29 protein-coding genes and 1 tRNA gene are annotated in these 24,378 nt (G+C 41.9%); 18 read left to right on the forward strand and 12 right to left on the reverse strand.

What is annotated here, in order from left to right:
* Positions 1-45: 45 nt before the first annotated feature.
* Both ABIN91_RS21550 and ABIN91_RS21555 read right to left on the reverse strand, forming a co-directional pair.
* On the reverse strand, positions 46-276 hold the full coding sequence (locus ABIN91_RS21550; RefSeq protein WP_348053687.1) for a hypothetical protein: 231 nt from the start codon (positions 274-276) through the stop codon (positions 46-48).
* 268 nt (positions 277-544) lie between these two features.
* Complete coding sequence (locus ABIN91_RS21555; RefSeq protein WP_348053688.1) at positions 545-889, reverse strand: helix-turn-helix domain-containing protein; 345 nt, start codon at positions 887-889, stop codon at positions 545-547.
* A 166-nt stretch (positions 890-1,055) separates the two neighbouring features.
* Here ABIN91_RS21555 and ABIN91_RS21560 point away from each other — a divergent pair, with 166 nt between their 5' ends.
* On the forward strand, positions 1,056-1,811 hold the full coding sequence (locus ABIN91_RS21560; RefSeq protein ID WP_348053689.1) for an SDR family oxidoreductase: 756 nt from the start codon (positions 1,056-1,058) through the stop codon (positions 1,809-1,811).
* A gap of 52 nt (positions 1,812-1,863) precedes the next feature.
* Here ABIN91_RS21560 and ABIN91_RS21565 read toward each other — a convergent pair whose 3' ends face one another.
* Entirely contained in the window at positions 1,864-2,634 is a 771-nt protein-coding gene (locus ABIN91_RS21565) for a hypothetical protein (protein WP_348053690.1), read from the reverse strand.
* Between the two features lie 319 nt (positions 2,635-2,953).
* Here ABIN91_RS21565 and ABIN91_RS21570 point away from each other — a divergent pair, with 319 nt between their 5' ends.
* Positions 2,954-3,331, forward strand: a complete 378-nt coding sequence (locus tag ABIN91_RS21570; protein ID WP_348053691.1) for a hypothetical protein — start codon at positions 2,954-2,956, stop codon at positions 3,329-3,331.
* A gap of 101 nt (positions 3,332-3,432) precedes the next feature.
* Positions 3,433-3,630, forward strand: coding sequence for a hypothetical protein (locus ABIN91_RS21575; protein WP_348053692.1), 198 nt, complete (start codon positions 3,433-3,435; stop codon positions 3,628-3,630).
* A 44-nt stretch (positions 3,631-3,674) separates the two neighbouring features.
* Here ABIN91_RS21575 and ABIN91_RS21580 read toward each other — a convergent pair.
* Positions 3,675-3,746 (reverse strand) — tRNA-Arg (locus ABIN91_RS21580).
* A 107-nt stretch (positions 3,747-3,853) separates the two neighbouring features.
* Entirely contained in the window at positions 3,854-4,951 is a 1,098-nt protein-coding gene (gene ychF, locus ABIN91_RS21585; RefSeq protein ID WP_348053693.1) for a redox-regulated ATPase YchF, read from the reverse strand.
* A gap of 273 nt (positions 4,952-5,224) precedes the next feature.
* Between ychF and mgtE the strand changes: the two genes are divergently transcribed.
* Together mgtE and ABIN91_RS21595 are read left to right on the forward strand one after the other, a co-directional pair.
* Complete coding sequence (mgtE, locus tag ABIN91_RS21590) at positions 5,225-6,595, forward strand: magnesium transporter (RefSeq protein WP_348053694.1); 1,371 nt, start codon at positions 5,225-5,227, stop codon at positions 6,593-6,595.
* A gap of 10 nt (positions 6,596-6,605) precedes the next feature.
* A complete protein-coding gene (locus ABIN91_RS21595) occupies positions 6,606-7,040 on the forward strand; it encodes a hypothetical protein (protein ID WP_348053695.1) in 435 nt (144 codons plus the stop codon).
* A 79-nt stretch (positions 7,041-7,119) separates the two neighbouring features.
* Here ABIN91_RS21595 and ABIN91_RS21600 read toward each other — a convergent pair whose 3' ends face one another.
* The 4 genes from ABIN91_RS21600 to ABIN91_RS21615 all read right to left on the reverse strand — a co-directional run bounded on the left by ABIN91_RS21600 (position 7,120) and on the right by ABIN91_RS21615 (position 11,666).
* On the reverse strand, positions 7,120-7,446 hold the full coding sequence (locus tag ABIN91_RS21600; protein ID WP_348053696.1) for a DUF3276 family protein: 327 nt from the start codon (positions 7,444-7,446) through the stop codon (positions 7,120-7,122).
* Between the two features lie 240 nt (positions 7,447-7,686).
* A complete protein-coding gene (locus ABIN91_RS21605) occupies positions 7,687-9,483 on the reverse strand; it encodes an ABC transporter ATP-binding protein (protein WP_348053697.1) in 1,797 nt (598 codons plus the stop codon).
* Positions 9,484-9,736: 253 nt separating this feature from the next.
* Positions 9,737-10,549, reverse strand: a complete 813-nt coding sequence (locus ABIN91_RS21610; RefSeq protein WP_348053698.1) for a terminase small subunit — start codon at positions 10,547-10,549, stop codon at positions 9,737-9,739.
* A gap of 676 nt (positions 10,550-11,225) precedes the next feature.
* Positions 11,226-11,666 (reverse strand): DUF4348 domain-containing protein, encoded by a 441-nt coding sequence (locus tag ABIN91_RS21615; RefSeq protein WP_348053699.1) that lies wholly within the window; start codon positions 11,664-11,666, stop codon positions 11,226-11,228.
* 118 nt (positions 11,667-11,784) lie between these two features.
* On the opposite strand from ABIN91_RS21615, the gene ABIN91_RS21620 reads away from it, so the two are divergent.
* From ABIN91_RS21620 to ABIN91_RS21665, 10 genes are all read left to right on the forward strand, one after another.
* Positions 11,785-12,876, forward strand: coding sequence for a Glu/Leu/Phe/Val dehydrogenase dimerization domain-containing protein (locus tag ABIN91_RS21620; RefSeq protein WP_348053700.1), 1,092 nt, complete (start codon positions 11,785-11,787; stop codon positions 12,874-12,876).
* Positions 12,877-12,935: 59 nt separating this feature from the next.
* Complete coding sequence (gene nusB / locus ABIN91_RS21625; RefSeq protein ID WP_348053701.1) at positions 12,936-13,883, forward strand: transcription antitermination factor NusB; 948 nt, start codon at positions 12,936-12,938, stop codon at positions 13,881-13,883.
* 14 nt (positions 13,884-13,897) lie between these two features.
* On the forward strand, positions 13,898-14,398 hold the full coding sequence (locus tag ABIN91_RS21630) for a DUF1573 domain-containing protein (RefSeq protein ID WP_348053702.1): 501 nt from the start codon (positions 13,898-13,900) through the stop codon (positions 14,396-14,398).
* Positions 14,399-14,419: 21 nt separating this feature from the next.
* Complete coding sequence (gene yajC, locus ABIN91_RS21635; RefSeq protein ID WP_348053703.1) at positions 14,420-14,740, forward strand: preprotein translocase subunit YajC; 321 nt, start codon at positions 14,420-14,422, stop codon at positions 14,738-14,740.
* A gap of 291 nt (positions 14,741-15,031) precedes the next feature.
* A complete protein-coding gene (locus ABIN91_RS21640; RefSeq protein WP_348053704.1) occupies positions 15,032-15,979 on the forward strand; it encodes a YbbR-like domain-containing protein in 948 nt (315 codons plus the stop codon).
* 1 nt (position 15,980) lies between these two features.
* On the forward strand, positions 15,981-16,580 hold the full coding sequence (gene coaE / locus ABIN91_RS21645; protein WP_348053705.1) for a dephospho-CoA kinase: 600 nt from the start codon (positions 15,981-15,983) through the stop codon (positions 16,578-16,580).
* Positions 16,577-17,515, forward strand: a complete 939-nt coding sequence (locus ABIN91_RS21650) for an exonuclease (RefSeq protein ID WP_348053706.1) — start codon at positions 16,577-16,579, stop codon at positions 17,513-17,515. Before coaE ends, ABIN91_RS21650 begins: the two co-directional genes overlap by 4 nt.
* Positions 17,512-17,694, forward strand: coding sequence for a DUF5522 domain-containing protein (locus ABIN91_RS21655; RefSeq protein WP_348053707.1), 183 nt, complete (start codon positions 17,512-17,514; stop codon positions 17,692-17,694). The genes ABIN91_RS21650 and ABIN91_RS21655 overlap by 4 nt, the downstream gene beginning before the upstream one ends.
* 61 nt (positions 17,695-17,755) lie before the next feature.
* On the forward strand, positions 17,756-18,226 hold the full coding sequence (locus tag ABIN91_RS21660; protein WP_348053708.1) for a MarR family transcriptional regulator: 471 nt from the start codon (positions 17,756-17,758) through the stop codon (positions 18,224-18,226).
* Between the two features lie 107 nt (positions 18,227-18,333).
* Positions 18,334-19,215: a hypothetical protein gene (locus ABIN91_RS21665; protein WP_348053709.1), complete on the forward strand. Its 882-nt coding sequence runs from the start codon at positions 18,334-18,336 to the stop codon at positions 19,213-19,215.
* Here ABIN91_RS21665 and ABIN91_RS21670 read toward each other — a convergent pair.
* From ABIN91_RS21670 to ABIN91_RS21680, 3 genes are read right to left on the reverse strand one after another with little or no spacing between them, the layout of a single operon-like run.
* The gene (locus ABIN91_RS21670) at positions 19,201-19,920 is read right to left on the reverse strand and encodes a ZIP family metal transporter (RefSeq protein WP_348053710.1); all 720 of its coding nucleotides are present in this window, start codon (positions 19,918-19,920) and stop codon (positions 19,201-19,203) included. The genes ABIN91_RS21665 and ABIN91_RS21670 overlap by 15 nt on opposite strands.
* 1 nt (position 19,921) lies before the next feature.
* Positions 19,922-20,485 (reverse strand): phosphatase PAP2 family protein, encoded by a 564-nt coding sequence (locus ABIN91_RS21675; RefSeq protein WP_348053711.1) that lies wholly within the window; start codon positions 20,483-20,485, stop codon positions 19,922-19,924.
* Positions 20,486-21,217 (reverse strand): class I SAM-dependent methyltransferase, encoded by a 732-nt coding sequence (locus tag ABIN91_RS21680; RefSeq protein ID WP_348053712.1) that lies wholly within the window; start codon positions 21,215-21,217, stop codon positions 20,486-20,488.
* A gap of 112 nt (positions 21,218-21,329) precedes the next feature.
* On the opposite strand from ABIN91_RS21680, the gene glmM reads away from it, so the two are divergent.
* The 3 genes from glmM to ABIN91_RS21695 all read left to right on the forward strand — a co-directional run bounded on the left by glmM (position 21,330) and on the right by ABIN91_RS21695 (position 24,361).
* The gene (gene glmM, locus ABIN91_RS21685) at positions 21,330-22,718 is read left to right on the forward strand and encodes a phosphoglucosamine mutase (RefSeq protein WP_348053713.1); all 1,389 of its coding nucleotides are present in this window, start codon (positions 21,330-21,332) and stop codon (positions 22,716-22,718) included.
* A 68-nt stretch (positions 22,719-22,786) separates the two neighbouring features.
* Entirely contained in the window at positions 22,787-23,173 is a 387-nt protein-coding gene (locus ABIN91_RS21690) for a four helix bundle protein (protein ID WP_348053714.1), read from the forward strand.
* A gap of 51 nt (positions 23,174-23,224) precedes the next feature.
* On the forward strand, positions 23,225-24,361 hold the full coding sequence (locus ABIN91_RS21695) for a cysteine desulfurase family protein (protein WP_348053715.1): 1,137 nt from the start codon (positions 23,225-23,227) through the stop codon (positions 24,359-24,361).
* Positions 24,362-24,378 lie beyond the last annotated feature (17 nt).

Raw genomic sequence — 24,378 nt, forward strand, 5'->3', positions numbered from 1 at the left:
AGCGCTCTGTATACCCGAAATTATTGGGTATGCAGAGTTCGCTTATTATATTCTATATCTTAAGGCAATTGAATCGCCAATGGCGCTAAGCAGGCTGATATCGGCAATAGCTGTATCTTGTGGTTGCCACCTGCCCATGTTTTTGAAAAGCTTGTACTCTTGCCCCTCAAACTGAACTGTAATATCCTGCTCCATAACCGATGGTTTGTGGCTAAGGATATAAAAAACGATATCCGAATTATTATAGGTTAATCGTAAAGGTAATGTTGTGTTCATATGGTCAGTTTAATTAATTCAATAGGTTTATAACCAATGTTATACCAAACTATTTAGAAATGCCTAAAAGGCTAAAAACACTGCCATTTGATGGTTTTTAGCTAAGTAATTTAGTCAAATTTGCTTGCGGTGTATGTTATTTAATGCAGAGGGTGTATGGTGTAGCATATAAAGTTACGCTGCATGCAGTAGCACAAAATTACCAGCAGATTGCTAAAAGAAATACCACCGGGTGAGGTACAGTTGGGATAGGGAGGTAATGATGATACTAAGACAGTAAAGCTTTTTCGGTAAGATCAACCTGTACCGGATCGCTGTTGGGGTTGGTTTCGGTTAAAAAGTGGTTGCCCCATTTTTCAAGTTCGGTAAATATCTGTGTTAACTCTTCGCCTAACTGGGTGCAGGTGTATTCAACGCGTGGCGGTACTACAGGGTAAACTTTCCGGGTTATGATCTTATCTTCTTCTAACTCGCGTAATTGTTGGGTGAGCATCTTTTCGGTAATGCCGGGCAGGCTGCGTTTAAGGTCGCTGTAGCGTTTGGTGCCCCTTAACAAGCGGTTTAACATCTTCATTTTCCATTTGCCGCTTATCACACTTAATGAAGCTTCCATCGCACATGAAAAATCTCTCTGTCTTTTTTCTGTCATATATAAAATGGCTGATGCGCTTTAAATAAAAATCTCACAAAACATACCAAAAAGTGCGTCGCGCACTAAATGGTGTCTTATTGTGGAGGTAATTGATTGTGCGTTTATTTGACCCATCAAAACAAATATAATGAAAACTTTAACAGGAAAAACAGCAATTATAACAGGTGGAAACAGCGGTATTGGTTTGGCCACCGCGCAAGAATTTATAGCCCGTGGCGCCAAAGTAATTATCACAGGCCGTAACCAAAAATCGGTTGATGAAGCAGTTGCCCAATTAGGTGAAAATGCAAAAGGGATAGTATCTGACAGTGGGGATATGGCCCATATCAAACAACTGGCTGAAAACGTAAAGTCTTTAACACCAAATATTGATATCATATTCATTAACGCGGGTGTAGGGAAATTTAACTCGCTTGAAGGTATGACCGAGGAAATGTTTGACGAAATTATGGGCGTTAACTTCAAAGGCGCTTATTTTACTTTGCAAAACCTATTGCCTTTAGTTAATGATGGCGGTTCTATTATATTCAATACCTCTATTAACGCACACATTGGCATGGCCGGTGCCAGTGTTTACGCGGCAAGTAAGGCGGCCTTGCTATCACTTATCAAAAACTTATCGGCAGAGTTGCTGCCACGCAGGATCCGTGTAAACGCAATAAGTCCTGGTCCGGTGGGTACGCCGTTGCACAGCAGCGAAAAATTGGGCATCAGTCAGGAACAGTTGGAAGGTATGGGCGCGCAACTGAACAAGCAGATACCTATAGGCCGCTTTGGTAATGCCGAAGAGATTGCCAAGATAGCCGCTTTCTTCGCATCAGACGATTCGTCGTTTGTGCTGGGAGCAGAGTTGATAGCCGACGGCGGGATGTATACTTTGTAAATTATTGAATAAGATGTGAATGCTCCCGGTGAAAACCGGGGGCATTTTTTATTTAATCTATATAGTATTTTTTGTAGGTTTCCAATTTTTCGATTGGGGTGTGTTTGGTATCGTACAAATCGCAATAGGTGATGTTGCCTTCAAATTTGTTACTGTAGTAAAAATTATCTTTACCTAATATTTTGTAACGGAGTGTGGTTTTGTAGTTTCCGGTAGGTATGGGGGTGATAAAGTATGCCGTGCTATCGGGCGCGATGTGTTTTAATACGTAGCTGTTGCCACATTTGCTGAACATGATGTATTGAACAGATCGCCAAGTGCTTTCGGTAATTTTGGCTTCTAATACGCCTATAAAATTATAATCCTGCATTTGCAGCGCAACATCATGATCTGTGTTGTTGACCATGTAAATTAGCTGGTGGTTAGTGTTATTGGCTTTATGCGCGGCATTGGCACGTAATTCATATTCGGTTTTTTCTTTTTCTATTACATCCAATTTTTGAGTGGGAGATAATTTTTTCCAGTTGCTTTTTATCAGGTAAAAAATGCTTGTATCTACCTGGCGTGCTTGCGAACGGTAGTATTGTTCTATAGAGGATACAAAGTTTACAGGTTTGATTGCGGGAGATACAATGATGTTAAAATTGTTGCCTTTGGTGGCTGCCAAACGTGTTTTGCCATTTTGCCCATATTCACTGATGGAATAGCCGATGGTGTTTTGGCAATTGTTATTTGACAGGTCAGTTTTTTGTGCTGATGTTGTATGGATACTGATTATGAGCATTAATGCTGTTACTGCTAATTTGGATATGGTTTTCATCATTGCGTTGGTTAATTTTATCCATGATGTAACATCATCATTTATTCCATAAATAAATATACTATTAATTGAAGAATAGCTGAGAGCAGTATTGACAAAGCGCCAAGTGATATTAAGGCTTGCAAAGAGGTTGGCATCCCGATAGCGGCCGCAGCATGGGCAAGTACTACCAATGCCGGTGAATTGTTAGCTTTAAAGCCTGATTGGTTGTTTTTTACAGTTGAAGAGTTTAATGCCTGGATAGCGGGCAATATATAATGTAAGCAGGCGGTAATATAAAAAGAACCGTATATTTATTGTGATGAATAACAGCTGTTACCCAATGTTAAAAAAGGCTTTCCGCAAATCGTTAATATTAACGGTTTTGGTGTTGAGCTTTTTGAGCTTTTCGGCGACGGCGGTTTCTAATCAAACCAAACAAGTTGCTACCCAAAGCGAATGGGTACTTGGGTTAAAAGCCGGGCAGATCAAGGGTGTTAGTTATAAACAGGCTTGTACTAAGTTTGAGAGGCCTGTTTTAACCGGTCTGTTTGATAATAACAGCATTCTAAGTTTAAGCCATTTACATACTAAGCAAGCGAGAATCGGCATTGTATTGCATGCGCGAATAGCTATCCACAATACATTTACCCGCGTTTATATGCGGCTTACAACTATCCCCACCGAAAACGATAGCGATCGTATCTTAATTCTGAGCTAATAAGCTCCCCCTTTTTTTCGCGTAAGCGGAGTACACAAATTTTATTAACAGGCGTATAGCGGGATAATATCCGGTAAAAGATATGCCTTAAACTATGGTACATGGAAAAGCTCAGAAGGTTATTGAGGCTATCGGGCATTGTTATGTTTGTTGCCCTGGCCTCTTTTGGTATAGGGATATTTGGCGCGGTGCCAATACCTCCTAAAAAACGCAAAGAAGACCATATAGAATTCTGCATAGAACTGAAGGAAGCAGAAAAAGAAGGAACAGATACGGTTATGTTTGAGGTTAAACCATAACGGTATTTATATAAAAAGCGGGTAACTATGGGTTACCCGCTTTGTGCACTCGAAAGGAATCGAACCTTTATCTTAAGAATCGGAATCTTAAATTCTATCCGTTGAACTACGGGTGCATTGTGCTGCAAATATAGCCGATTAGAATCAGGATGCAAGACTCAAGAATCAAGAGTGAATGTTTTGTCCTGATTCCTGAGTCTTAATTCTTGACTCTTGACTCTCCTTACACGTTAAACCTAAAGTGCATAATGTCACCATCCTGCACGATATAGGTTTTACCTTCAACGCTTAGTTTGCCGTTTTCTTTACAGGCGGCTTCTGTTTTGTATTTGATGTAGTCGTCGTATTTGATCACTTCGGCGCGGATGAAGCCTTTTTCAAAGTCGGTATGGATAACGCCTGCCGCTTGTGGGGCTGTGAAACCCGCGGTGATGGTCCATGCGCGAACTTCCTGTACGCCTGCGGTGAAGTAGGTGGCCAGGTTTAATAGTTTGTAAGCGGCTTTAATTAGTTGGGTTACGCCCGATTCGGTTAAGCCTAAATCATCTAAGAACATCTGGCGCTCGTCGTATGATTCCAGTTGTGCAATTTCGGATTCTATTTGGGCCGAGATGATCAGCACTTGCGCGTTCTCATCTTTTACAGCGGCCTTAACTTTATCTACGTAAGCGTTTCCGGTATTAACCGATTTTTCTTCAACGTTACAAACGTACATTACCGGTTTGGCGGTTAACAGCCATAGGTCGGCAATGTATTCCTCGTCGCCTTCGGCGATGGGGGCGGTGCGGGCCGATTTACCTTCCAGTAAATGGTTACGATAGATGCTTAAAACCTCGAAGGTTTTTTTAGCCTCTTTATCGCCTGTTTTGGCACCTTTTTCAACCTTTTGGAGTTTTTTTTCTATTGAGTCCAGATCTTTTAATTGAAGCTCTGTATCAATGATCTCTTTATCGCGGATCGGATCGACCGAGCCATCAACGTGGATCACGTTATCATCATCAAAACAACGTAAAACGTGAATGATGGCGTTTGTAGCGCGGATATTGCCTAAAAACTGGTTACCTAAACCTTCGCCTTTGCTGGCGCCTTTAACTAAACCGGCGATATCGACAATTTCGATAACGTTAGGCACAATGCGTTGCGGGTTAACCAGTTCGGCAAGCTTGGTTATGCGCTCATCCGGAACGGTAATAACGCCCACATTGGGCTCAATGGTGCAAAAAGGAAAGTTAGCCGCTTGCGCCTTGGCGTTTGATAAGCAATTAAAAAGTGTTGATTTACCCACATTTGGCAAACCTACTATACCACACTGTAATCCCATTTATTAGTCTTTTTTTGGTACATGGTTCATAGCTGATGGTTCATGGTAAGAAGCAAAGCTCCATACCGCCATTACTATGAACAATGATAATTAATGTTCTTTCTAACACCATGAACTATGATCCATTAACTATGAACCCCTCTCAAAGCGCCAATTAATTTTCGCGCAAAGATAATATAAAAAATGGCCTTACAATTTGAAAAATTAAACGATTTTAGCGGCCGGATTAAAAATAAACAGGATTGTTAAATATGTAACACAGGGGGCGCTTTTATGGAAGAAATGGTTGAACAGATAGAATTATTACTGGAGCAAAAAGATGATATTAAGCTGCAGGAATACCTTAACAACCTTAATATATCGGATGTTGAACAACTGATAGACGATCTTCCGGAGTATGGCCCCAGGTTTATTGATAGCCTATCGCTTAAACGCGCGGTAAATGTGTTCAGGATACTGGATTTCCCTACCCAGGAGCGCATTATTAAGAAGCTGCCCGGCACCAAAATTGCCGAAATTGTTAAGGAGCTTCCACCCGATGACCGTACATCGTTGTTTAGCGAACTGCATGGCGATACCGTTAAAGCCATGATACTGCAACTATCTGCCGAAGACCGCAAAGAGGCTTTAATGCTTTTGGGTTACAAGGAAGATAGCGTGGGCCGTTTGATGACGCCCGATTACGTGACGGTTAAAAAAACATGGGATGTGAACCGCGTACTGGCGCACCTGCGCAAATACGGCAAGAACTCCGAAACCATTGATGTGCTGTATGTGATTGATAGCAGCGGTGTTTTGGTTGACGATATCAGGATACGGGACATTCTATTGGTTGAGCCCGAAACGAAGATAAGCGCGCTGATGGATAACCGCCTGATTGCATTGAATGTGAACGACCCGCAGGAAGAAGCCATCAACGTGTTCAGGATGAATAACCGGACGGCTTTGCCCGTTACCGATGATAATAACATATTGCTTGGTATTGTAACCGTAGATGATATTTTATGGATAGCTAACGAAGAGTACACCGAAGATATCCAGAAAATAGGGGGTACCGAAGCGCTCGACGAACCTTACATGGATATGCCCTTACTTAAGCTGGTTAAAAAGCGGGTAGGGTGGCTCATCATCCTGTTTTTGGGCGAGATGCTTACCGCTACCGCGATGGGCTTTTTTGAGGCCCAGATAGCTAAAGCGGTTGTGCTGGCGCTGTTTGTACCGCTCATTATATCAAGTGGGGGTAATAGTGGTTCGCAGGCGTCAACGCTTATTATCCAGGCTATGGCTTTGGGCGAGGTTACTGTTGCCGATTGGTGGCGGGTTATGCGGCGCGAGATCGTATCGGGCTTGCTACTGGGTTTAACACTCGGCATTATTGGTTTTATGCGCATTTATGCCTGGACGTTGTTTAGTGATATTTACGGCCCGCATTGGATATTGGTAGGCTTAACCGTGGGTATCGCCTTAGTTGGCGTGGTGCTTTGGGGCTCGCTCGCGGGTTCAATGCTGCCCTTGCTGTTGAAGAAACTGGGAGCCGATCCGGCTACATCATCGGCGCCGTTTGTGGCTACTCTGGTTGATGTTACGGGGTTGATCATCTACTTTACCATAGCAGTTACATTGATGCGGGGGGTGATGCTGTAATTCAAAATCAATGAAAAAGCTGAACCTGATATTAGTTTGTATACTGCTGTGCCGGTGTGGTTCACATGAAACTCCGACAAGAGTATCAGCCAATCATATCAAAAGCTATTCGGATAGTATTGCAGAATTTCAAAGAAACATCTACTTAAAAATAGATAAAGTACATTCGGGCAATGTATACACTACTAAAGCTAAAACAGATGCTTTTTATAGAGTGTTAGAAGTGCCGGAAGAAGAAAGTGCTATGCTAATAGTAGAAAATATAGCAATTGGGTCAGAAGGAGGCAATTATAAATTGTTAAAATTAGCCCGTTTAGATTCAGCTTACCCTCAGTTAGATTCACTGAAATTTGCAGATAGCATTAATATACGAGGCTATCTAAATGGTAAAACGGTGTTGATCAACCTGGATAATTTGCAAAACTATCACCCTGCAATCAGGTAGTGTATATAATTGCTTTAATAACCAGAATAACCTTAAAACAAAAAAGACCCTGCCATTTGGCAAGGTTTATTTGTTTAACTTATATCTCGAACGAAAAATCGTCGTCTACCTTAACGGCTTCGGGTGTTTCGCTGTATTCGTAGCGTTTTTCAATAACTTCCTGGTTTGATTTGATGTAGTCGATGGTATCTTTCAAACCTTCAGCAAATTTTTCAAAGTCTTCTTTGTATAAAAATATTTTGTGTTTAATAAAAACACCATCTTCCAAACGTTTTTTACTTTCGGTTACCGTAATGTAGTAATCGTTTGATCTGGTGGCTTTTACGTCAAAAAAATAAGTCCTTTTCCCAGCTCTTACCTTTTTCGAAAATACCTCTTCGCGCTCCCTGTTATCAAAATCTCCCATCTTATTTAATTGTCTTGTTTAGTTTGCTTGGGATAAATATAGATATTTTTTGAAAGTACAAATACAAATTTTACATTATAATGCATTTTTATATAAAATATTTGCAATTTATATGTTATTTGGAGGTATTACAAATGTAATAATGGCTTAAACGCCTGTTACATAAACCCCTCCCTGCGCACACTTACGTTGGAGGGAATAGCGCGATGCCTGCCCTTTTTATGCTGCCGGGAATGATGATTAATCTACCTGGGTTTCTTCCTGCTCCTCCAGCAATTGCTTTTCGTACAGCTCAAAATAGGCGGCTTTATTGGCCATGAGCTCGGTATGGGTGCCTTGTTCCAAAATCTTGCCCTGATTGAGCACCAGAATCTTATCGGCGTTTTTGATGGTTGATATGCGGTGCGCTATAATGATGCTGGTTTTGCCCTGCATGCTGCGGCCCAGGTTATTTAATATCTCTTCTTCGGTTTTGGTATCTACGGCTGATAGGCAATCGTCGAATATTAAAACCTGTGGTTGCTTTACAATGGCCCGGGCTATGGATACCCGCTGTTTTTGTCCGCCCGATAAGGTGATACCACGTTCGCCTATCATGGTTTCAAAGCCTTTTTCAAACTCCATAATATTGCTGTAAACGGCCGAATCTTTTGCCGCCTGCTCAACCGTTGGCATATCCAGTACATCGGCGCTGAAAGCGATATTCCGGGCTATCGTATCCGAAAACAAGAACACTTCCTGCGGTACAAAACCAATTTGCGAGCGGTAGCTGTTGAGGTTTAGGGTTTGGATAGGCTTACCATCAACCAAAATCTCGCCGCCGGTAACATCGTACATGCGCATTATTAAATTGGCTATGGTTGATTTACCCGAACCTGTGCGACCGATAATAGCCACCAGTTGGCCCGGTTCGGCGGTAAAGGATACATCATCCAGCGCTTTAATGCCTGTATCGGGATAATCAAAAGTTACATGGTTAAATGCTATGCGGCCCCGAATATCCTGTTTAATATAGCTTGGTGATTGGATCTCGGGCTTCTGGTGCAAAAACTCGTTGATCCGCTTTTGCGATGCGGCCGCCCTTTGTACTAAGGAGCTTACCCAGCCTAAACTCATCACCGGGAAGGTTAACAGCCCTAAATACACAATAAACTCGGCAATATTACCGGGTGTAATGTTACCCTTCATTACCTCAACACCGCCAATATAAATGGTGATAATGGTGCTCATGCCCACCAGCAATAGCATAAGGGGGAAAAACAAAGCCTGTACCTGCACCAGATCCATCGATTGCTTTTTATAGGCATCGCTTTCGCGGGAAAAGCTTTCGCGCACAAAACTCTCGCGCACGTATGATTTGATCACCCTGATGCCCGAAAAATTCTCCTGCACAAAGCTCGACAGATCAGACAATCGCCTTTGAATACCCTCGCTACGGCTTTCAATAATGTTGTTCACGTAATATATCATCAGCGCCAAAACCGGCATCGGCAGCAGCGAAAGTATGGCCAGCCTTAAATTAACGCTAACCATAAAGTAAATGGCTATCATAAAAAGCGTAACCGTATTAACGGCATACATAATGGCGGGGCCCAAATACATGCGCACACGGCTCACATCTTCGGTAACGCGGTTCATTAAATCGCCGGTGTTATGGCGGCGGAAGAAGGCGAGCGACAAGTCTTGATAATGGCTGTAGATCTCGTTCTTCAAATCGTACTCAATATGGCGCGACATGAGGATAATGGTTTGCCGCATAAAAAACACGAATAAGCCGCGTAATAAAGCCAGAACCAACACCAAACTACCAAAGAACAATAAGCTTGAACCAAAAATGCTGTACACCATATGCTGCTGCTCAAAGCCGTTAACCAGCTGGTAGGTGCTGATGTTTTCGGTAACTAAATTGAAAGCGATACGGATGATCTGCGCCGGGATGATACCAAAAATGTTGGATATGGTAACAAATATGATCCCCGGTATTAAATGCCAGCGGTATTTGTATAAAAACTTATTGAGGTAAGCCAGGTGCTTCATTATTGCAAATGTAATAGTTAATGATTGAAGGACTGAATGATTGAAGGATTGAATTTGAAAAATGACATATCCGTCACCGGGATTACCACGAACATCAATTCCCAATAATTGCCCACAAAAAAAGCGCTGGCCCCGTGCGATTCCCCTCTTGAGAGGGGTGGAGGGGTGTGTCCTCTGACGCATACCACCCGCTATGCTCTTAAATAAAGCTTTAACAACTTTTTAAATTATCAAATCTTTACCACATCCACCATCACCCGGCCGCGCTTTTAAAAGAATAACTCCCGCGCGAACTCACAACAGCATATTTCTTTTCTCTTGATTCCTGATTCTTAATTCTTGCTTCTCTACTCAGGGGGGATATTGTAAGGATTTTTTCCGTCGTTGCGGATGTACCGTTCAACTCGGCACGAATTACAGTTTCTTCTACAACAGCTTCGTTAACAAGCTCTCCCTCATTATTCACCACAAAGCTCTCTTCGTCCTGATTCTTGGTTCTTGATTCCTGAGCCTCCTCAACAAAAGCTTCCTGCTTCAAGCTTCCCACTTCCGGCTCTTGCCCCAAACTCGCAACCGGCAACTCACCACTCACAACTTTCTTCTCACAATAAAAACCCACGTGCCTGGCTATCTTATCCAAAGCGCTCATCTTATTATGCAGTTTTATCCGGCTCAACTCACCAACCCGGTTACCATACTCGTCAGTCGAATCCATGATCTGGTAATGGCTGATAGCCGCTTTTTCATCGCTCGTTAGTAAACTCATGGGTTTTAAAGTAGCAGTATCATCATAATAATTGCCCATATTGCTAAAAGCGATTTTAGCCAGTTCACGTAAAATCATATCATGGCTAACTTGTAGCCGTTCTGCATTTTTAGCCATACCAGCTTTAAGGTAGGCTTGTATTTTAGGCAGGTGCAAAAGTTCAGCCTTGCGGGCCGTGTTCATACTATAACCGGCACAAACAGCCGAGCGGTAAGCGTTAAAACTTACCAGGTACTCATCGCAAAAGCGCTTTTGCTGGTCAGTTAAGTTGTTCTCTAAAATGTCCATTTGTAGGCTCATAATCTTATTTTTTAGGTGGGACCAAATAGATGCTACAGGCGTAGCATCAAGAAATACAAAGGTACAAAATTCGAATCAATTTTTAAATTAAAATCAATATAAATTATTAATAATCAATTAGTTAATAACCAAAATAACCTGATAAACCAAAACAATTATATATCATAGTATAGTCTTGCCACTGATATACAGGGCGAATACACATGTCCGCTCTGCCTCCGTGCGATTGCTTCGTACCTCGCAATGACAAATCTTTCTTTTTTATTATTTTGCATCATGATTAACCAGCACCAATACTTTGTTTATATGCTGACCAATATAAAACAATTCGGTTATTTATATTAGTGTCACTAGCGATATTCAAAAACGTGTTTGGGAACATAAAGAGGGTATCCACCCGGGCTTCACTAAAAAATATGCCTGTAATAAACTGATTTATTTTGAAAAACACCAGTGGATACAGCATGCAATAGAGCGCGAAAAGCAACTTAAGGCGGGTTCGCGGCAAGCTAAAATTAATTTGATCAACTTGGAGAATTCGGATGGAGAGATTTGAGTTTAGATTGGTAGGTATATTCCCATTTCAATTTCACCACCCCAGCCCGTTAAGATAGTTTGCTGCTTCGCCGATGATCTCAATTTGCTTTATCGAAACAAATCAAGCAATTTTCCTGTATTAATCGCCGTTATCCACAATATCAACCAGCCACCACTTTCCATCCTTGTTTACAAAGTTATATTCAATATGTACGCCGGTATCTTCGATGGAAATAGCGGTTTTATATTCGGATTGGTTCACTTTAATTTTATCAATGATGTACTTTTCAGATTTATCGGTAAGAATGTTATGATATTTCCAGTCATTGCGCTTTATCTCATTCACGGTTTTGGTGGTATCATCCTCTAAAATCGTCTTTTTTATAGGAAACGAAATTCGCGAAAGCTGGAATACTGAATCGGTTTCAAACCGGGTAAAGAATGTATCGAAGTTTTTATCTGCAGTGTCGGGTTTAACGGTTTCGGTTTGTACGGCATTTACTTTTTTGTTGTTTGTACAACTCACAAGGGTAAATAATATCCCAATCAGTAATAAACCATAACGGGCGATGTGCTTCATGTTATAAATCTACAATTTTTCTTCCTGATGTTAGCAATCTCAATATTTAACATTAATCCTGCTTAATTAAAAAACAATAGCTACTTTTGCAGCTTATCACTGTACCTACTTGTCAAACATGTCAGCGCAAACTCCCAATAATACAACATCTGTATTTGACCAGCTTAGTGTGTTTGGTCATCAAAAGGTAGTGTACTGCAACGACGAAGCCACCGGACTAAAAGCCATCATAGCCATTCACGATACTACATTGGGCCCTGCCCTGGGTGGTACACGTATGTGGCCCTACCGGTCAGAAGGGGATGCTTTGCGCGATGTTTTGCGCTTATCGCGAAGCATGACCTATAAGGCGGCTATTTCGGGCTTAAACTTAGGTGGCGGCTCAACCGTTATCATCGGCGATTCGCACAAGGATAAAAACGAGGCGCTGTTGCGGATGTATGGCAAATTCATCAAAAACCTTAACGGCGAATACATTACCGCCGAAGATGTGGGCACCAATACCCGCGATATGGAATACATCCGGATGGAAACCCAACATGTTACCGGTGTGCCGGAAAGCATAGGCGGCAGCGGCGACCCTACACCTGTAGCCGCTCGCGGCGTTTACATGGGCATTAAAGGTTGCTTAAAAGAGCTTTATGGTAACGATAACCTTGCGGGAAAATCGGTAGTGGTACAAGGCACGGGCCATGTTGGCGAAAACCTGGTGAAACTGCTGCGCGAAGAGAATGCCAAGGTTTATGTAAGTGATATTGACGAAGACAGATTGCGCCAGGTAGCCAAAAAATACGGTGCCGAACCCATAGCCCACAACAATATATTTGATTTGGACGTTGATATTTACGCGCCCTGCGCTTTAGGTGCAACGCTAAATACCAAAACAATTGGTCAGTTAAAATGCGCTATAGTGGCCGGCTCTGCAAATAGCCAGTTAGAGGACGACCAACTACACGGTAAAATGTTGCTGGATAAAGGTATACTGTATGCTCCGGATTATGTAATTAACGCGGGGGGGCTGATCAACCTGTATTCGGAGATTGCAGGGTTCAACAAAAAACGCACCATGCAGCTAACCGAGAATATTTACGATGCTATACGCAACGTGCTCAAACTATCAAAAGCCGAAAACATACCAACCGTAGAAGCAGCCAACAAAATTGCCGAAAAACGGATTGCCGATATTAAAAAGATTAAAACATCATACTAATAATTTATAAATTTTAACCCCGTTGGCAAACTTGTTTGTCAACAAAACGTTCTTATCACATGCTAAACAGAAGGCACCTGCGCGTAAAAGTATTACAGTCATTGTATGCTTATTATCAATCTGATAAAAAGGATCTCCGCTTATACGAGAAGTCTATGATTCAAAGTGTAGATAGTGTACACGAGATGTACATTTGGATGCTTTCACTCATTAACGAAGTAGTTCAATACGCAGATACCGACGCTATTGGCCGCGCCGCCAAACACCGCCCAACCGAGGCCGATCTAAACGCCAACCTCAAGATATTGTCCAACACTTTCATCAAATCGCTTGATAACAATAAGGATTTTTTGGTTTCGGCTAAAAAATACAAAGTGGAGTGGACGTTTGATCCTGAACTAACCAAATCACTATTCGCCACGCTTAAAAACTCAACCGAGTACGCGGCTTACTTAGAAAAAACCGACGATACCGTTCATTCTGATAAGGATATCATCAAATTCATCTTCAAAAAGGTGATCCTCAAATCGTCATTAGCCGAGCAGGTTTTCGAAGATAAGTTCATCTACTGGCCGGTTGACAGGGATGTTTTACAGGCGCTTATCGCGAAGACATTTAAAAACTTCGCTTACGAGGAGCCCGAGAAAAACAAGCTTGCCGAAACCGTAGTGAACTGGGAAGAAGACCGCGAATACATTGTGAGCCTGTTCCAGCTAACTATCCGCCACGATGCGGCTTTCCAGGAAATGATAACCGCCAAAACCCAAAATTGGGAGCCCGAGCGTATAGCCATGATGGATACGCTGTTGATGAAAATGGCTATTTGCGAGTTTATGTACTTCCATTCCATCCCCGTTAAGGTAACCATTAATGAGTACCTCGAAATTTCGAAGGAATTTAGCACACCAAAGAGTAATTCGTTTATAAACGGTATATTAGACAAAATTTTAGCCGAGTTAAAATCCGAAGGGAAGATCAAAAAAACCGGCAGGGGATTAATGGAATAATCACAATTACAACCATGAAAAGAGTATTTTTAGGCATAGTAGCATTAGGTATGCTGGCAGCCTGTAACCAAACAGCTAAGAAATCAGAAACCACACAGTCAACAGCGGCTACAACAACAACCGCTCCGGGTGCAACGCCTATTACCGCAACTGCACCAAGCGCGGCAGAAATAGCCGCGGCGCCAATACTGAAGTTTGATAAGGATAGCTACAACTTTGGCAAAATAAAACAAGGCGATAAGGTATCGTACGATTTTAAGTTCACCAACACAGGTAAAACGCCTTTAATCATTAGCAACGCGGTAGCATCATGCGGTTGCACCACGCCCGAGTGGCCAAAAGAGCCCGTTAAACCGGGTGATAGCGGCGTAATTAAAGTAACCTTTAACAGCACAGGCAAATCAGGCTTGCAGGATAAATTGATAACCGTAACCAGCAACACCATACCATCATCAACATTAGCTCACCTTATTGGCGAGGTTGTAGTACCTGCAACAGATGCAGCAAAAAAGTAACACACATTTTTAAATAAACAAATGACAATTAACACTTTATTACAAATAGGAGGCCTGAGCCAACAATATACACAGTATATCATGTTCGGCTTGATATTCCTGGTATTCTACTTTTTCATGATCCGCCCGCAGATCAAAAAACAAAAGGATCAGAAAAAATACGTTGAAGAACTAAAAAAAGGAGATAAGGTAGTAACCACTGCCGGTATCCACGGCAAAATTGTCGATATCAGCGATGCATTCGTTGTTATTGATGTAGATAAAGGCGTAAATATCAAATTCGATAAAGCCGCCATCTCATTAGAAGCCTCAAAAGCCCTAAACGCGGCAACAAAAGCTTAATATCTGTTTAAAGGATATAAACAATCAAAAGCCCCGTCAAGGGGCTTTTCTGCTTCTATTATATAACTGTGCTTTTAATATAACCGTGTCATTTAATATATAACTGTGTCATTGCGAGCGATAGCGTGGCAACCGCACGTAGAAAAGCAACCCATGCATACGGAGCAGAACGTTCTAATGGCGGTATGCTTTTATCTCATTATTCACTACTCACCACTCACAATTCACTACTCACCACTCACAAAAGTTCTCAATACTCACATCTTCTTCCTAAATTTGGCTACAGGCAATATGGCAATAATCAAACTATCTAAAAACGAACAAAGGCGCTTATCCGTATTTTTTACGTGCCTTTTGTTGGCTTTTGGTGCCTGGGTTTTAACCATATTGTCTAACCAGTACACCTATACTGTTAAAACCATTGTAAGCTTTACCAACCCGCCTTTAAGGCGCTCGTTCAAATCCTTACAATCAGATACCGTTGAAGCCAAAGTGCAGGGTAACGGCTGGAATATGCTGTTCTCCAAAATGAATATGGATGATCACCGTATCTCCGTTAACCTCAAAACATTGGATAACCGCAATTATGTAGTATTGAGTTTGCAGCTCAAGGCCTTTAACGAGAAACGCGCCGCCAACCAGCAAATCGTATCCTTCAATCCCGATACCTTGTATTTTGATTTCTCGTCGCGGGCTGTAAAACGGGTGCCCGTACAATTGCAATATAAGTTTGATTACAAACGGCAGTTTATTTTATCGGATGATATTACGCTCAACCCCAACTACGTTACCATAAGCGGTCCTGCCGAAACCATTGATAAAATTAAGTTCTGGAAAACCGACTCGCTCACGGCCCATGATGTGGAAAACCCTATAGACCAAACAGTGCGCCTGCAGGCAGTTCCCGAATCAAACATGAGTATTTTCCCTAAAGCCGTAAGAGTGCATGTACCCATAAGCGAGTTTACCGAAAAAACGGTGGAAGTACCCGTAAAGCTCATTAACAACAAAAGCTATTATAGCGTAAAAATGTTTCCGCAAAAGGTTAAAATTACCTTTACCGTAGCATTAAGCAAATACTCGGTTACAGACGAGCATGCTTTTGAGGCCGTTGCCGATTTGAGCCTTTGGCAGGATGGAGGCTTAAACCAACTCCCGGTAAAGGTTACCGTTTTCCCGCCTTATTGCAAACTGGTGAAAACAGAACCTCAAAACCTGGATTTTATAGTGAAAGAATAACATGTTAAAAATAGGTATCACAGGCGGTATAGGTAGCGGCAAAAGCACCATCAGCAAAGTATTTGAGGTATTGGGCATCCCCGTATTTTACGCGGACGACCATGCCAAGCGTGTCATGACCGACGACCCTATACTCATCGAAGCTATCAAATCAACCTTCGGTAAAGATTCCTATCTGGAAAATGGTTCCCTTAACCGCAAATACATCGCCAAAATAGTGTTTAATGACGAACGGGAATTAGCTAAACTGAACGCCATAGCCCACCCGGCAACTTTCCGCGCGTTTGATAATTGGCTCAAAAAAATCGGCGATGTGCCCTATATTCTAAAAGAAGCCGCTTTATTGTTCGAGAGCAATTCCTACAAACTCTGTAACAAAAGCATCATGGTTTATGCCCCTTTAGAAATAAGAATGGATCGCGTTCTAAAACGGGATAACATCACCAAAGCCGAATTCGAAGCCCGCAACTCAAAACAATATCCCGATAAAAAGAAACTCGATATGGCCGATTATGTGATCAAAAACGACGATACCCAACTGGTACTTCCGCAGGTTTTAGATTTGCACCGTGAGTTCCTCAAGCTTTCGCAAACGATATGATACTGGCCGATTTTATTGTCTTTAACGAGAATGGATTATACTGCCCTTACGGCGATTTCTACCTCGATCCCAAGCTCCCGGTAACCCAATCCGTCATATCCCACGCGCACGGCGATCATGCCATAGGTGGCAGCGCTAACGTTTATTGTACCGAAGCTACAGCCGCTTTTATGCAATTGCGTATTGGCAAAGGGGCCGCTAAAACATTCCATTACACCGCGTTCAACCAGCCATTTACTATAGGGAAGGTATGTGTTACCTTTATATCAGCTGGCCATATCTTAGGCTCGGCACAAATATTAATGGAGTACCAAGGCGTAAAATACCTTTACACCGGCGATTATAAGGTGCAACCCGATGCCACCTGCGAACCCATCCAGTGGGCTAAAGCCGATGTATTGATCACCGAAAGCACCTTCGCCCATCCCGATACCCAGCACCCCGATGTGGTAGAAGAGATCAAAAAGCTCAACAATATTAAAAGCAATATCCTGTTAGGCGCATATGCCCTGGGTAAAAGCCAGCGATTGATCAAATTGATCAGCGATCATTGCCCGCAGAAAACGATCCTCATTCACCACAAAATAATGCCACTTAACGCCATATACGAAAAATTTGGCTACCACTTAGGCAAATACCAAATGTATGGCCGTAAACTGATGAAAGTGCAAAACGAGTTTATCTACATTGTACCACCGTTTACCTTCGATAGCTATTTCCACGCGAAAGGAGTGAAGCGCATCTTCGCTTCCGGCTGGAAAAACCTCCAGGTAAATGAGCAGGATACCTTATTCATATCCGATCATGTGGACTGGAACGATATCCTCCAATGCATTGAGCACACCCAACCCACCCAGATCTGGACCCTGCACGGCGACGGTGCCCATTTAAAACGTTACTTTGCAGATAAAATAGAAGTGAAACTATTAAAATGAGTTTGGTTAAAGGCATAGATTATTACATTAACGATGATGGTAATTTCGTTTTCACCGAAACTTATCATCTAAAACGTGGTTATTGTTGTAAAAACCAGTGCCTGCATTGTCCATGGGGTTATAGGGGAGAGCCCCTTCCATCCCCTGAAGGGGAAACTAATAAAGATGAGACCCGGTAAAGGGCATAAATAACTCTTGTTCCCCCTTTAAGGGGTTAAGGGTTAGGGCATTTAATTTTTTTTGCAGATATTTGAACAGCCTATGCAGATCGATAAAGAAATACAAAGCGACAAGTTTGACGATAATTACCACCGTGTAACCGTTAACCTGTTTTTTACCCACGGGTGGTTAGGCAACCGTGTGCGCGGGCAGTTTGAAAAGTATAACATCACCAATCAGCAATTTAACGTACTCCGCATTTTACGTGGCCAATACCCAAAACCGGCAACTGTAAATTTGTTGAAAGAACGCATGATAGATAAAATGTCGGATGCATCCCGCATTGTAGATCGTTTGGTTCAAAAAGGCCTGGTAAGCCGCTGTACCAACAACAAAGACCGCCGTGCCGTAGATATCCGCATCAGCGATCAGGGCCTCGAGATCCTCGCCAAAATGGATCACGAATACAAAGCCAAAGATTACCTCAAAGACAACCTCACCGACGAAGAAGCAGGCCAGTTAAGCGCGCTGTTGGATAAGATGAGAGGATGACTTGAGATGAAAGCTTCAGGGATAAAGTTTTTGGCTGACAATCGTAATCAAATAATTTTATGGAATAGTATATTTACCTGCATCATGTGGTTCAAATAGCTATAGCCATGAAAACCTTATTTAGTTTTTTACTCTTCTTTTTTATTATCGCTGCCAAAGCCCAAACACCCGCCTTGCAGAAGTTATGGGTAGGTGATAATAAGCTCTATCTTAAAGGCGATACCGGGAATGTTATTTTTTTCCAAAGTCTTGTTGAACATGTTTTAGACACAAAGACCCACGGAAAAATTAAGGCAATTTACAGTACCCAGTCAGGATATTATCAGTTAACAGGTAATAAACTGTATTTGAGTGGGCAGTACTTTTCGCCATCAGGAACTGTTTTTTTAATAGACACTTCGTCAAAAGATAAACTTATACTAATGCCCGCAAATACGATGGCTGTTAGTTTTATGGAATCGGTAACAAGTTTAAAACAAGAGAAATACGTATTTAAAGAAATCCATGAAGTAGCAACAGATACCATTAAAGCCGAGAAGATAATCTACAAGATAAAAGGAGGCTATCCTGCGGTACGGACAACAATTTATGAATTGGGTATGGACGGGAAGTTGAGGATGTTTAAAGAAAAGAGGCAATACCGGGGCGCTTTGGGTATGAATACCGCATCGCTGCCGGAATCAAATGACGAATACTTTACGGCAACTGTATCTAAAACCTTGATGAAACAGTTAATGGATATTTTAAAGATATCTGAATTTGATAAACTTCCTGAAAAGGGTGACCGGAACATAGATGTTACCGATCATATCATCGAACTGTATTACAACAATAAAGTAAAATACATTACTGCCGGTTGGATGCCTTTTGTTGTACAACCTTTAAATGCTTTTTTACAAACCTTATCCGGCAAAATAAAGCTGTTGCCTTCGGCAGAAAAGTTTAATATCGTAATGATGAACGATGCAAATAACTTAAAGTTCTATTAAAAATAACCCTAACGGAATACTGATCCCCGCCAAAACCACCAGCAACTTCTTCAAATTAAACTTATGATCCTCGGTAGATTCAAACAATATCGTAGTAGAAATATGTAAAAATATACCTATCACAATACCCATAATCCGGTTAAAATACATTTGTAAATTACCCACAACACCGTGGCTCAAAGCATCGCTAAAAAAGTACCCCGCAGGTGCCATTATCGCGAAAAGGAATAAAAAGAACACCATGCTGTTTTTAGATACCTTGTTAGCCAGCATCACACTCGCCAAAGCAAAAGCGGCCGGTATATGGTGCAATCCAATCCCAAACACTAACTGATTTTGGTAACCCTGCGCAAGGGGCATTCCTTCCAAAAAAGCATGCAAGCAAAGGCTAATGAGTATAGCGAACGGAAAATGGAAATGATCGCCATGGGGTTTATGGATATGCCCGTGTTCTATCCCATCCGAAAATTGTTCTAAAATGATCTGGAACAAAAAGCCGCCTAATATAAATATGCCAACCATATTATCGCCGCCATGGTAAGCATCGGGTATTAAATGTAATACCGTGATAGCAAAAAGGTAGGCGCCACTAAACGAAAGGATAAGTTTTAAATGTTTACCATGATCGCCATTGCGGAACAAAAAGATACTTATCCCGCCAATAAAAGCGCAAAAGAATAGAAATAGAAGCTGCCAAACCTGCATATTAAAACTGTGGTTGAAGTTTTTTGAACAACAAATATACTATGTAACCTACCAGCATACCATATAATGCCCCAAAAGTGACATCAAACGGATAATGGACACCAACATACACCTGCGAAAAGCTGATCACAAACGCCCAGGGAATAGCCGCCCACCAAATATTTTTCCAGCGGCTATAAAACACCAAACTCAAAAAACAAGCGATGGCAAAATGGTTGCTGGCATGCGCCGAAGGGAAACTATAACCCGATCCACAAGGTACTCTAACAATAATACTATTGGCAATGGTTGGCTCGTGGCATGGCCTCAACCGCTGTGCCATAGGTTTAATTAAGCCCGCGCTGCCACGGTCGGCAAGGCCAAAGCTTAATAATAATAGCAGGATAATGTAAACCCCGGTCTTTTTATAACGATAGATGCAGAACACTAAAATGAAAATATACAGCGGTGCCCAAACTACAGGGTTACGCGCAATAGGGCACAACCAATCAAAAAAAGCATTGCTCAGATCATGATTGATGAAATGAAACAAACGCCTGTCTAATTGTAAAAGCTGGTCCGTCATTTATGCTTTTTTGCAGATGAATATCAATCGGTCGCTCTTATCCCGGTCAAACTCTTCCAGGTTATAATTGCCAAAGCAATGTACAATTTCAAAACCGCTTTGTTCAAAAAACAGTTTAAAGTCGTTCATAACATAGGCCATCACCTCTTCCTGGTAATGGTAAGGTTTTTCATGGTCTGTAAAGTCAATGCGCTTAACTATCTTACAATTCTGTATTTTTTTGTGGATGTTGAATAAAATGCCATCCACACTCTTGGTCATTTCCGGGCAAAGGGTATCAATCACCTTGGCGCTGTTAAAAAAATCAAGCACCAGTAAGCCTCCCGGTTTCAAAGCTTTGTTAAAGTTTTTGAGGGCTTTAATATGCTCCTGGTCAGTTTCAAAATAACCAAAACTGGTAAACAGGTTCAGGGCGATATCAAAGTAATTGGTATAAAACAAGGCCCGCATATCATGCACGTAAAAGTGCAGATGGTTGTTTTCAAAAGCTTTGGCGTATTGTATGCTGGCAATGCTCAGGTCAATCCCGGTAACGTCAAATCCTTTTTTGTTAAAATAAACCGAGTGGCGTCCGCGTCCGCAGGCAATATCAAGCAGGCGTGCGTCGGGTGCAGGTTTTAGGTAAGCGCAAAGGTTATCAATAAAAAATTCGGCCTCGGCGTGGTCACGTTGTTGATATAATATGTGGTAGTAAGGTGAGTTAAACCAGTTTTGAAACCACTTTTTGGGCATTTGTTGTCAATATTAAGGCCGCAAATATAGCCAATTTACATTGCGCAAACGTATCATTTAACATTGGCTATCGCCCAAATATTCTTATTTTTGCCGACTAATTATTATAACATTGACTTTAATAAAATCAATTTCAGGAATTAGAGGTACTATTGGCGGCGCGCCGGGCGATGCATTAACGCCATTGGATATTGTTAAATACACTTCGGCCTACGCTGCCTGGGCCGTTAGTAAATCGGGCATCAAAAAAATTGTTGTTGGTCGCGATGCCCGTATTTCGGGTCAAATGGTCAATAATTTGGTTATCGGCACCCTGCAAGGTATGGGTATTGATGTGATAGATGTAGGTTTATCAACCACCCCAACTGTCGAGATTGCCGTGCCTATGGAAAAAGCCGCGGGTGGTATCATCCTAACCGCCAGTCACAATCCAAAACAATGGAACGCCCTTAAATTGCTTAACGCCGATGGCGAATTTATTAATGATGCCGACGGACAATTGGTTTTAGAAATAGCCGAAAAAAGCGACTTTAAATATGCCGAAGTAAACGACTTAGGTACCGTTACCGTAGACGATAGCTACATGCAAAAGCATATCGACGTGATACTGAAACTACCGTTGGTTGATGTGGATGCTATCGCGAAAGCAAACTTTAAAATAGCTATCGACTGTGTTAACTCAACAGGCGGCATATTTGTACCCGAATTATTAAAAGCATTAGGTGTAAAAACCGTACACAAACTATTCTGCGAGCCTGATGGCAAGTTCCCACACAACCCGGAACCACTGCCCGAAAACCTGACCGAACTGGCCAAGGAAGTACTTGCAAAAAAAGCAGATTTAGGTATCGCCGTTGATCCGGATGTGGATCGTTTGTGCTTCGTAAATGAAGATGGAAACATGTTTGGCGAAGAATATACATTGGTAGCTGTTGCAGATTATGTGTTAAAAAACACCAAAGGTAACACGGTATCAAACCTGTCGTCAACCCGTGCTTTGCGCGATGTTACCGAAGCCGCCGGTGGTGAATACCACGCCGCAGCAGTAGGAGAGGTGAACGTAGTAAACAAAATGAAAGAAGTTAAAGCCGTAATAGGAGGCGAAGGCAATGGCGGAGTAATTTACCCCGAGTTACATTACGGCCGTGATGCTTTAGTTGGGATAGCGCTGTTCTTAACCCATCTGGCCAAATTTGGCAAAAGCATTTCGTTGTTAAGGCACAGTTACCCGGCATACTTTATCTCAAAAAACAAGATCACCTTAACGCCCGAAATGGATATAGATGGCTTGCTGGTTAAAGTAAAAGAGAAATACAAAAAGCAACCGCACAGCACAATTGATGGCCTGAAAATTGAATTTGATAAGCAATGGGTACACCTGCGCAAATCAAATACAGAACCCATCATCCGCATTTATTCGGAAGGTGACTCAGAAACGGTTGCCGCCAATTTGGCTAACAAGATTATAGCTGATATAAAAGATATTCTTCAAATGCAATGATTGAAGGATTAAATGACTGAAGGATTGAATATAAAATAATTTAATTGTCAGTTATTAAGATCTTAAGTATGGAGAACTCAGAAAAAGTTAGTTTTGTTGAGCAATTTCAAAAACGGACAAAACGTTTTGTTGTTGATAATATAAAACTATTTAAAAGCTTGCCACATACAGATGAAGCACGTATTGTAGGTAGGCAATTGTTAAGGTCTTCATCTTCGGTTGGAGCAAATTATAGAGCAGCTTGCAGAGCCAGATCACAAGCGGAGTTTCATTCTAAACTATCAATTGTTGTAGAAGAAGCTGATGAAAGTGTTTTTTGGATGGAAATACTGGTCGAATCAGGAATAGTGAAGCAAGACGAAATAAATATATTGATGAAAGAAGCCAATGAAATACTAAAAGTAGTTTCAACAGCTCGTAAAACATCAACAATTAACAAATACAAAAGTACTTAAGGTATTAAATATTCAATCCTTCAGTCATTCAATCCTTCAATCATTAATAAGATGCGTGTTTATTTAGACAATGCTGCTACCACTCCCGTTGATCCCGAAGTGCTGAAAGTGATGTACAACGTAATGGAAAACCACTATGGTAATCCATCATCAATCCATTCGCATGGTCGTGAGATGCGTACCCTGATCGAAAAATCACGCAAAACCATAGCTTCGTTGCTGCACACATCACCTGCCGAGATCTTCTTCACATCAGGTGGCACCGAAGCCGATAACACTGCCATCCGTTGCAGCATTGCCGATTACGGCATTAAACATGCCATTACCACCAAACTGGAGCACCATGCGGTATTACACACGCTCGAAGCACTGCATAAAGCCGGAACCATTGAGCTAAGTTTTGTTGATACCGACGAAAAAGGCAATATCAATATAGCCCATTTAGAAACACTATTGCAAAATCCAAACCGTAGCCTGGTATCCCTCATGCATGCCAATAACGAAATTGGAACCCTAAGCGATATGGACCTGATAGGTGATCTGTGCGAAAAATACAACGCTATTTACCATTCGGATACCGTACAAACCATGGGGCACTATCCTCATGATCTAAGCAAGTTAAAAGCTCAGTTCATCGTAGGCGCGGCTCACAAATTTCATGGCCCGAAAGGTGTAGGGTTTTTACATATCAACCATCGCATCAAAATAAAACCGATGATATACGGCGGCTCGCAAGAGCGTAACATGCGCGGCGGTACCGAGAATGTATACGGAATAGTTGGCCTCGCCAAAGCGCTCGAAATAGCCTACAGCGAAATGCCCCAACACCATCAATACATCCAAAATTTAAAAAGCTATATGATAGCCCAACTCCAGGCCAATATACCCGGCGTTGAGTTTAGCGGCGAAATATCTCCCGATAAAAGCTTATACACCGTACTCAACGTATCCTTCCCCGAAATGGATATGGCCGATATGCTGTTATTTAGCTTAGATATCGCCGGCATCTCAGCATCAGGTGGCAGCGCATGCAGCTCCGGTACCGATATTGGATCCCACGTATTAACCGCCATCGGCGCAAGCCCTAACAGGCCTGCGGTGCGTTTCTCGTTCTCTAAATACAATACTAAAGAGGAGATAGATTATACCGTGGCTAAATTGAAAGAAATTTGTTTGGTAAACGCGTAAATCAAAATAACTTAAAT

Origin of the sequence: Mucilaginibacter sp., assembly GCF_039921305.1 — a bacterium.
Lineage (GTDB): Bacteria > Bacteroidota > Bacteroidia > Sphingobacteriales > Sphingobacteriaceae > Mucilaginibacter.

Bases quoted from the DNA above. Each gene is read 5' to 3' on its own strand.
- ABIN91_RS21550 (WP_348053687.1), bottom strand. From the start codon at position 276: ATGAACACAACATTACCTTTACGATTAACCTATAATAATTCGGATATC.
- ABIN91_RS21555 (WP_348053688.1), bottom strand. From the start codon at position 889: ATGGAAGCTTCATTAAGTGTGATAAGCGGCAAATGGAAAATGAAGATG.
- ABIN91_RS21560 (WP_348053689.1), top strand. From the start codon at position 1,056: ATGAAAACTTTAACAGGAAAAACAGCAATTATAACAGGTGGAAACAGC.
- ABIN91_RS21565 (WP_348053690.1), bottom strand. From the start codon at position 2,634: ATGATGAAAACCATATCCAAATTAGCAGTAACAGCATTAATGCTCATA.
- ABIN91_RS21570 (WP_348053691.1), top strand. From the start codon at position 2,954: ATGTTAAAAAAGGCTTTCCGCAAATCGTTAATATTAACGGTTTTGGTG.
- ABIN91_RS21575 (WP_348053692.1), top strand. From the start codon at position 3,433: ATGGAAAAGCTCAGAAGGTTATTGAGGCTATCGGGCATTGTTATGTTT.
- ychF (WP_348053693.1), bottom strand. From the start codon at position 4,951: ATGGGATTACAGTGTGGTATAGTAGGTTTGCCAAATGTGGGTAAATCA.
- mgtE (WP_348053694.1), top strand. From the start codon at position 5,225: ATGGAAGAAATGGTTGAACAGATAGAATTATTACTGGAGCAAAAAGAT.
- ABIN91_RS21595 (WP_348053695.1), top strand. From the start codon at position 6,606: ATGAAAAAGCTGAACCTGATATTAGTTTGTATACTGCTGTGCCGGTGT.
- ABIN91_RS21600 (WP_348053696.1), bottom strand. From the start codon at position 7,446: ATGGGAGATTTTGATAACAGGGAGCGCGAAGAGGTATTTTCGAAAAAG.
- ABIN91_RS21605 (WP_348053697.1), bottom strand. From the start codon at position 9,483: ATGAAGCACCTGGCTTACCTCAATAAGTTTTTATACAAATACCGCTGG.
- ABIN91_RS21610 (WP_348053698.1), bottom strand. From the start codon at position 10,549: ATGAGCCTACAAATGGACATTTTAGAGAACAACTTAACTGACCAGCAA.
- ABIN91_RS21615 (WP_348053699.1), bottom strand. From the start codon at position 11,666: ATGAAGCACATCGCCCGTTATGGTTTATTACTGATTGGGATATTATTT.
- ABIN91_RS21620 (WP_348053700.1), top strand. From the start codon at position 11,785: ATGTCAGCGCAAACTCCCAATAATACAACATCTGTATTTGACCAGCTT.
- nusB (WP_348053701.1), top strand. From the start codon at position 12,936: ATGCTAAACAGAAGGCACCTGCGCGTAAAAGTATTACAGTCATTGTAT.
- ABIN91_RS21630 (WP_348053702.1), top strand. From the start codon at position 13,898: ATGAAAAGAGTATTTTTAGGCATAGTAGCATTAGGTATGCTGGCAGCC.
- yajC (WP_348053703.1), top strand. From the start codon at position 14,420: ATGACAATTAACACTTTATTACAAATAGGAGGCCTGAGCCAACAATAT.
- ABIN91_RS21640 (WP_348053704.1), top strand. From the start codon at position 15,032: ATGGCAATAATCAAACTATCTAAAAACGAACAAAGGCGCTTATCCGTA.
- coaE (WP_348053705.1), top strand. From the start codon at position 15,981: ATGTTAAAAATAGGTATCACAGGCGGTATAGGTAGCGGCAAAAGCACC.
- ABIN91_RS21650 (WP_348053706.1), top strand. From the start codon at position 16,577: ATGATACTGGCCGATTTTATTGTCTTTAACGAGAATGGATTATACTGC.
- ABIN91_RS21655 (WP_348053707.1), top strand. From the start codon at position 17,512: ATGAGTTTGGTTAAAGGCATAGATTATTACATTAACGATGATGGTAAT.
- ABIN91_RS21665 (WP_348053709.1), top strand. From the start codon at position 18,334: ATGAAAACCTTATTTAGTTTTTTACTCTTCTTTTTTATTATCGCTGCC.
- ABIN91_RS21670 (WP_348053710.1), bottom strand. From the start codon at position 19,920: ATGCAGGTTTGGCAGCTTCTATTTCTATTCTTTTGCGCTTTTATTGGC.
- ABIN91_RS21675 (WP_348053711.1), bottom strand. From the start codon at position 20,485: ATGACGGACCAGCTTTTACAATTAGACAGGCGTTTGTTTCATTTCATC.
- ABIN91_RS21680 (WP_348053712.1), bottom strand. From the start codon at position 21,217: ATGCCCAAAAAGTGGTTTCAAAACTGGTTTAACTCACCTTACTACCAC.
- ABIN91_RS21690 (WP_348053714.1), top strand. From the start codon at position 22,787: ATGGAGAACTCAGAAAAAGTTAGTTTTGTTGAGCAATTTCAAAAACGG.
- ABIN91_RS21695 (WP_348053715.1), top strand. From the start codon at position 23,225: ATGCGTGTTTATTTAGACAATGCTGCTACCACTCCCGTTGATCCCGAA.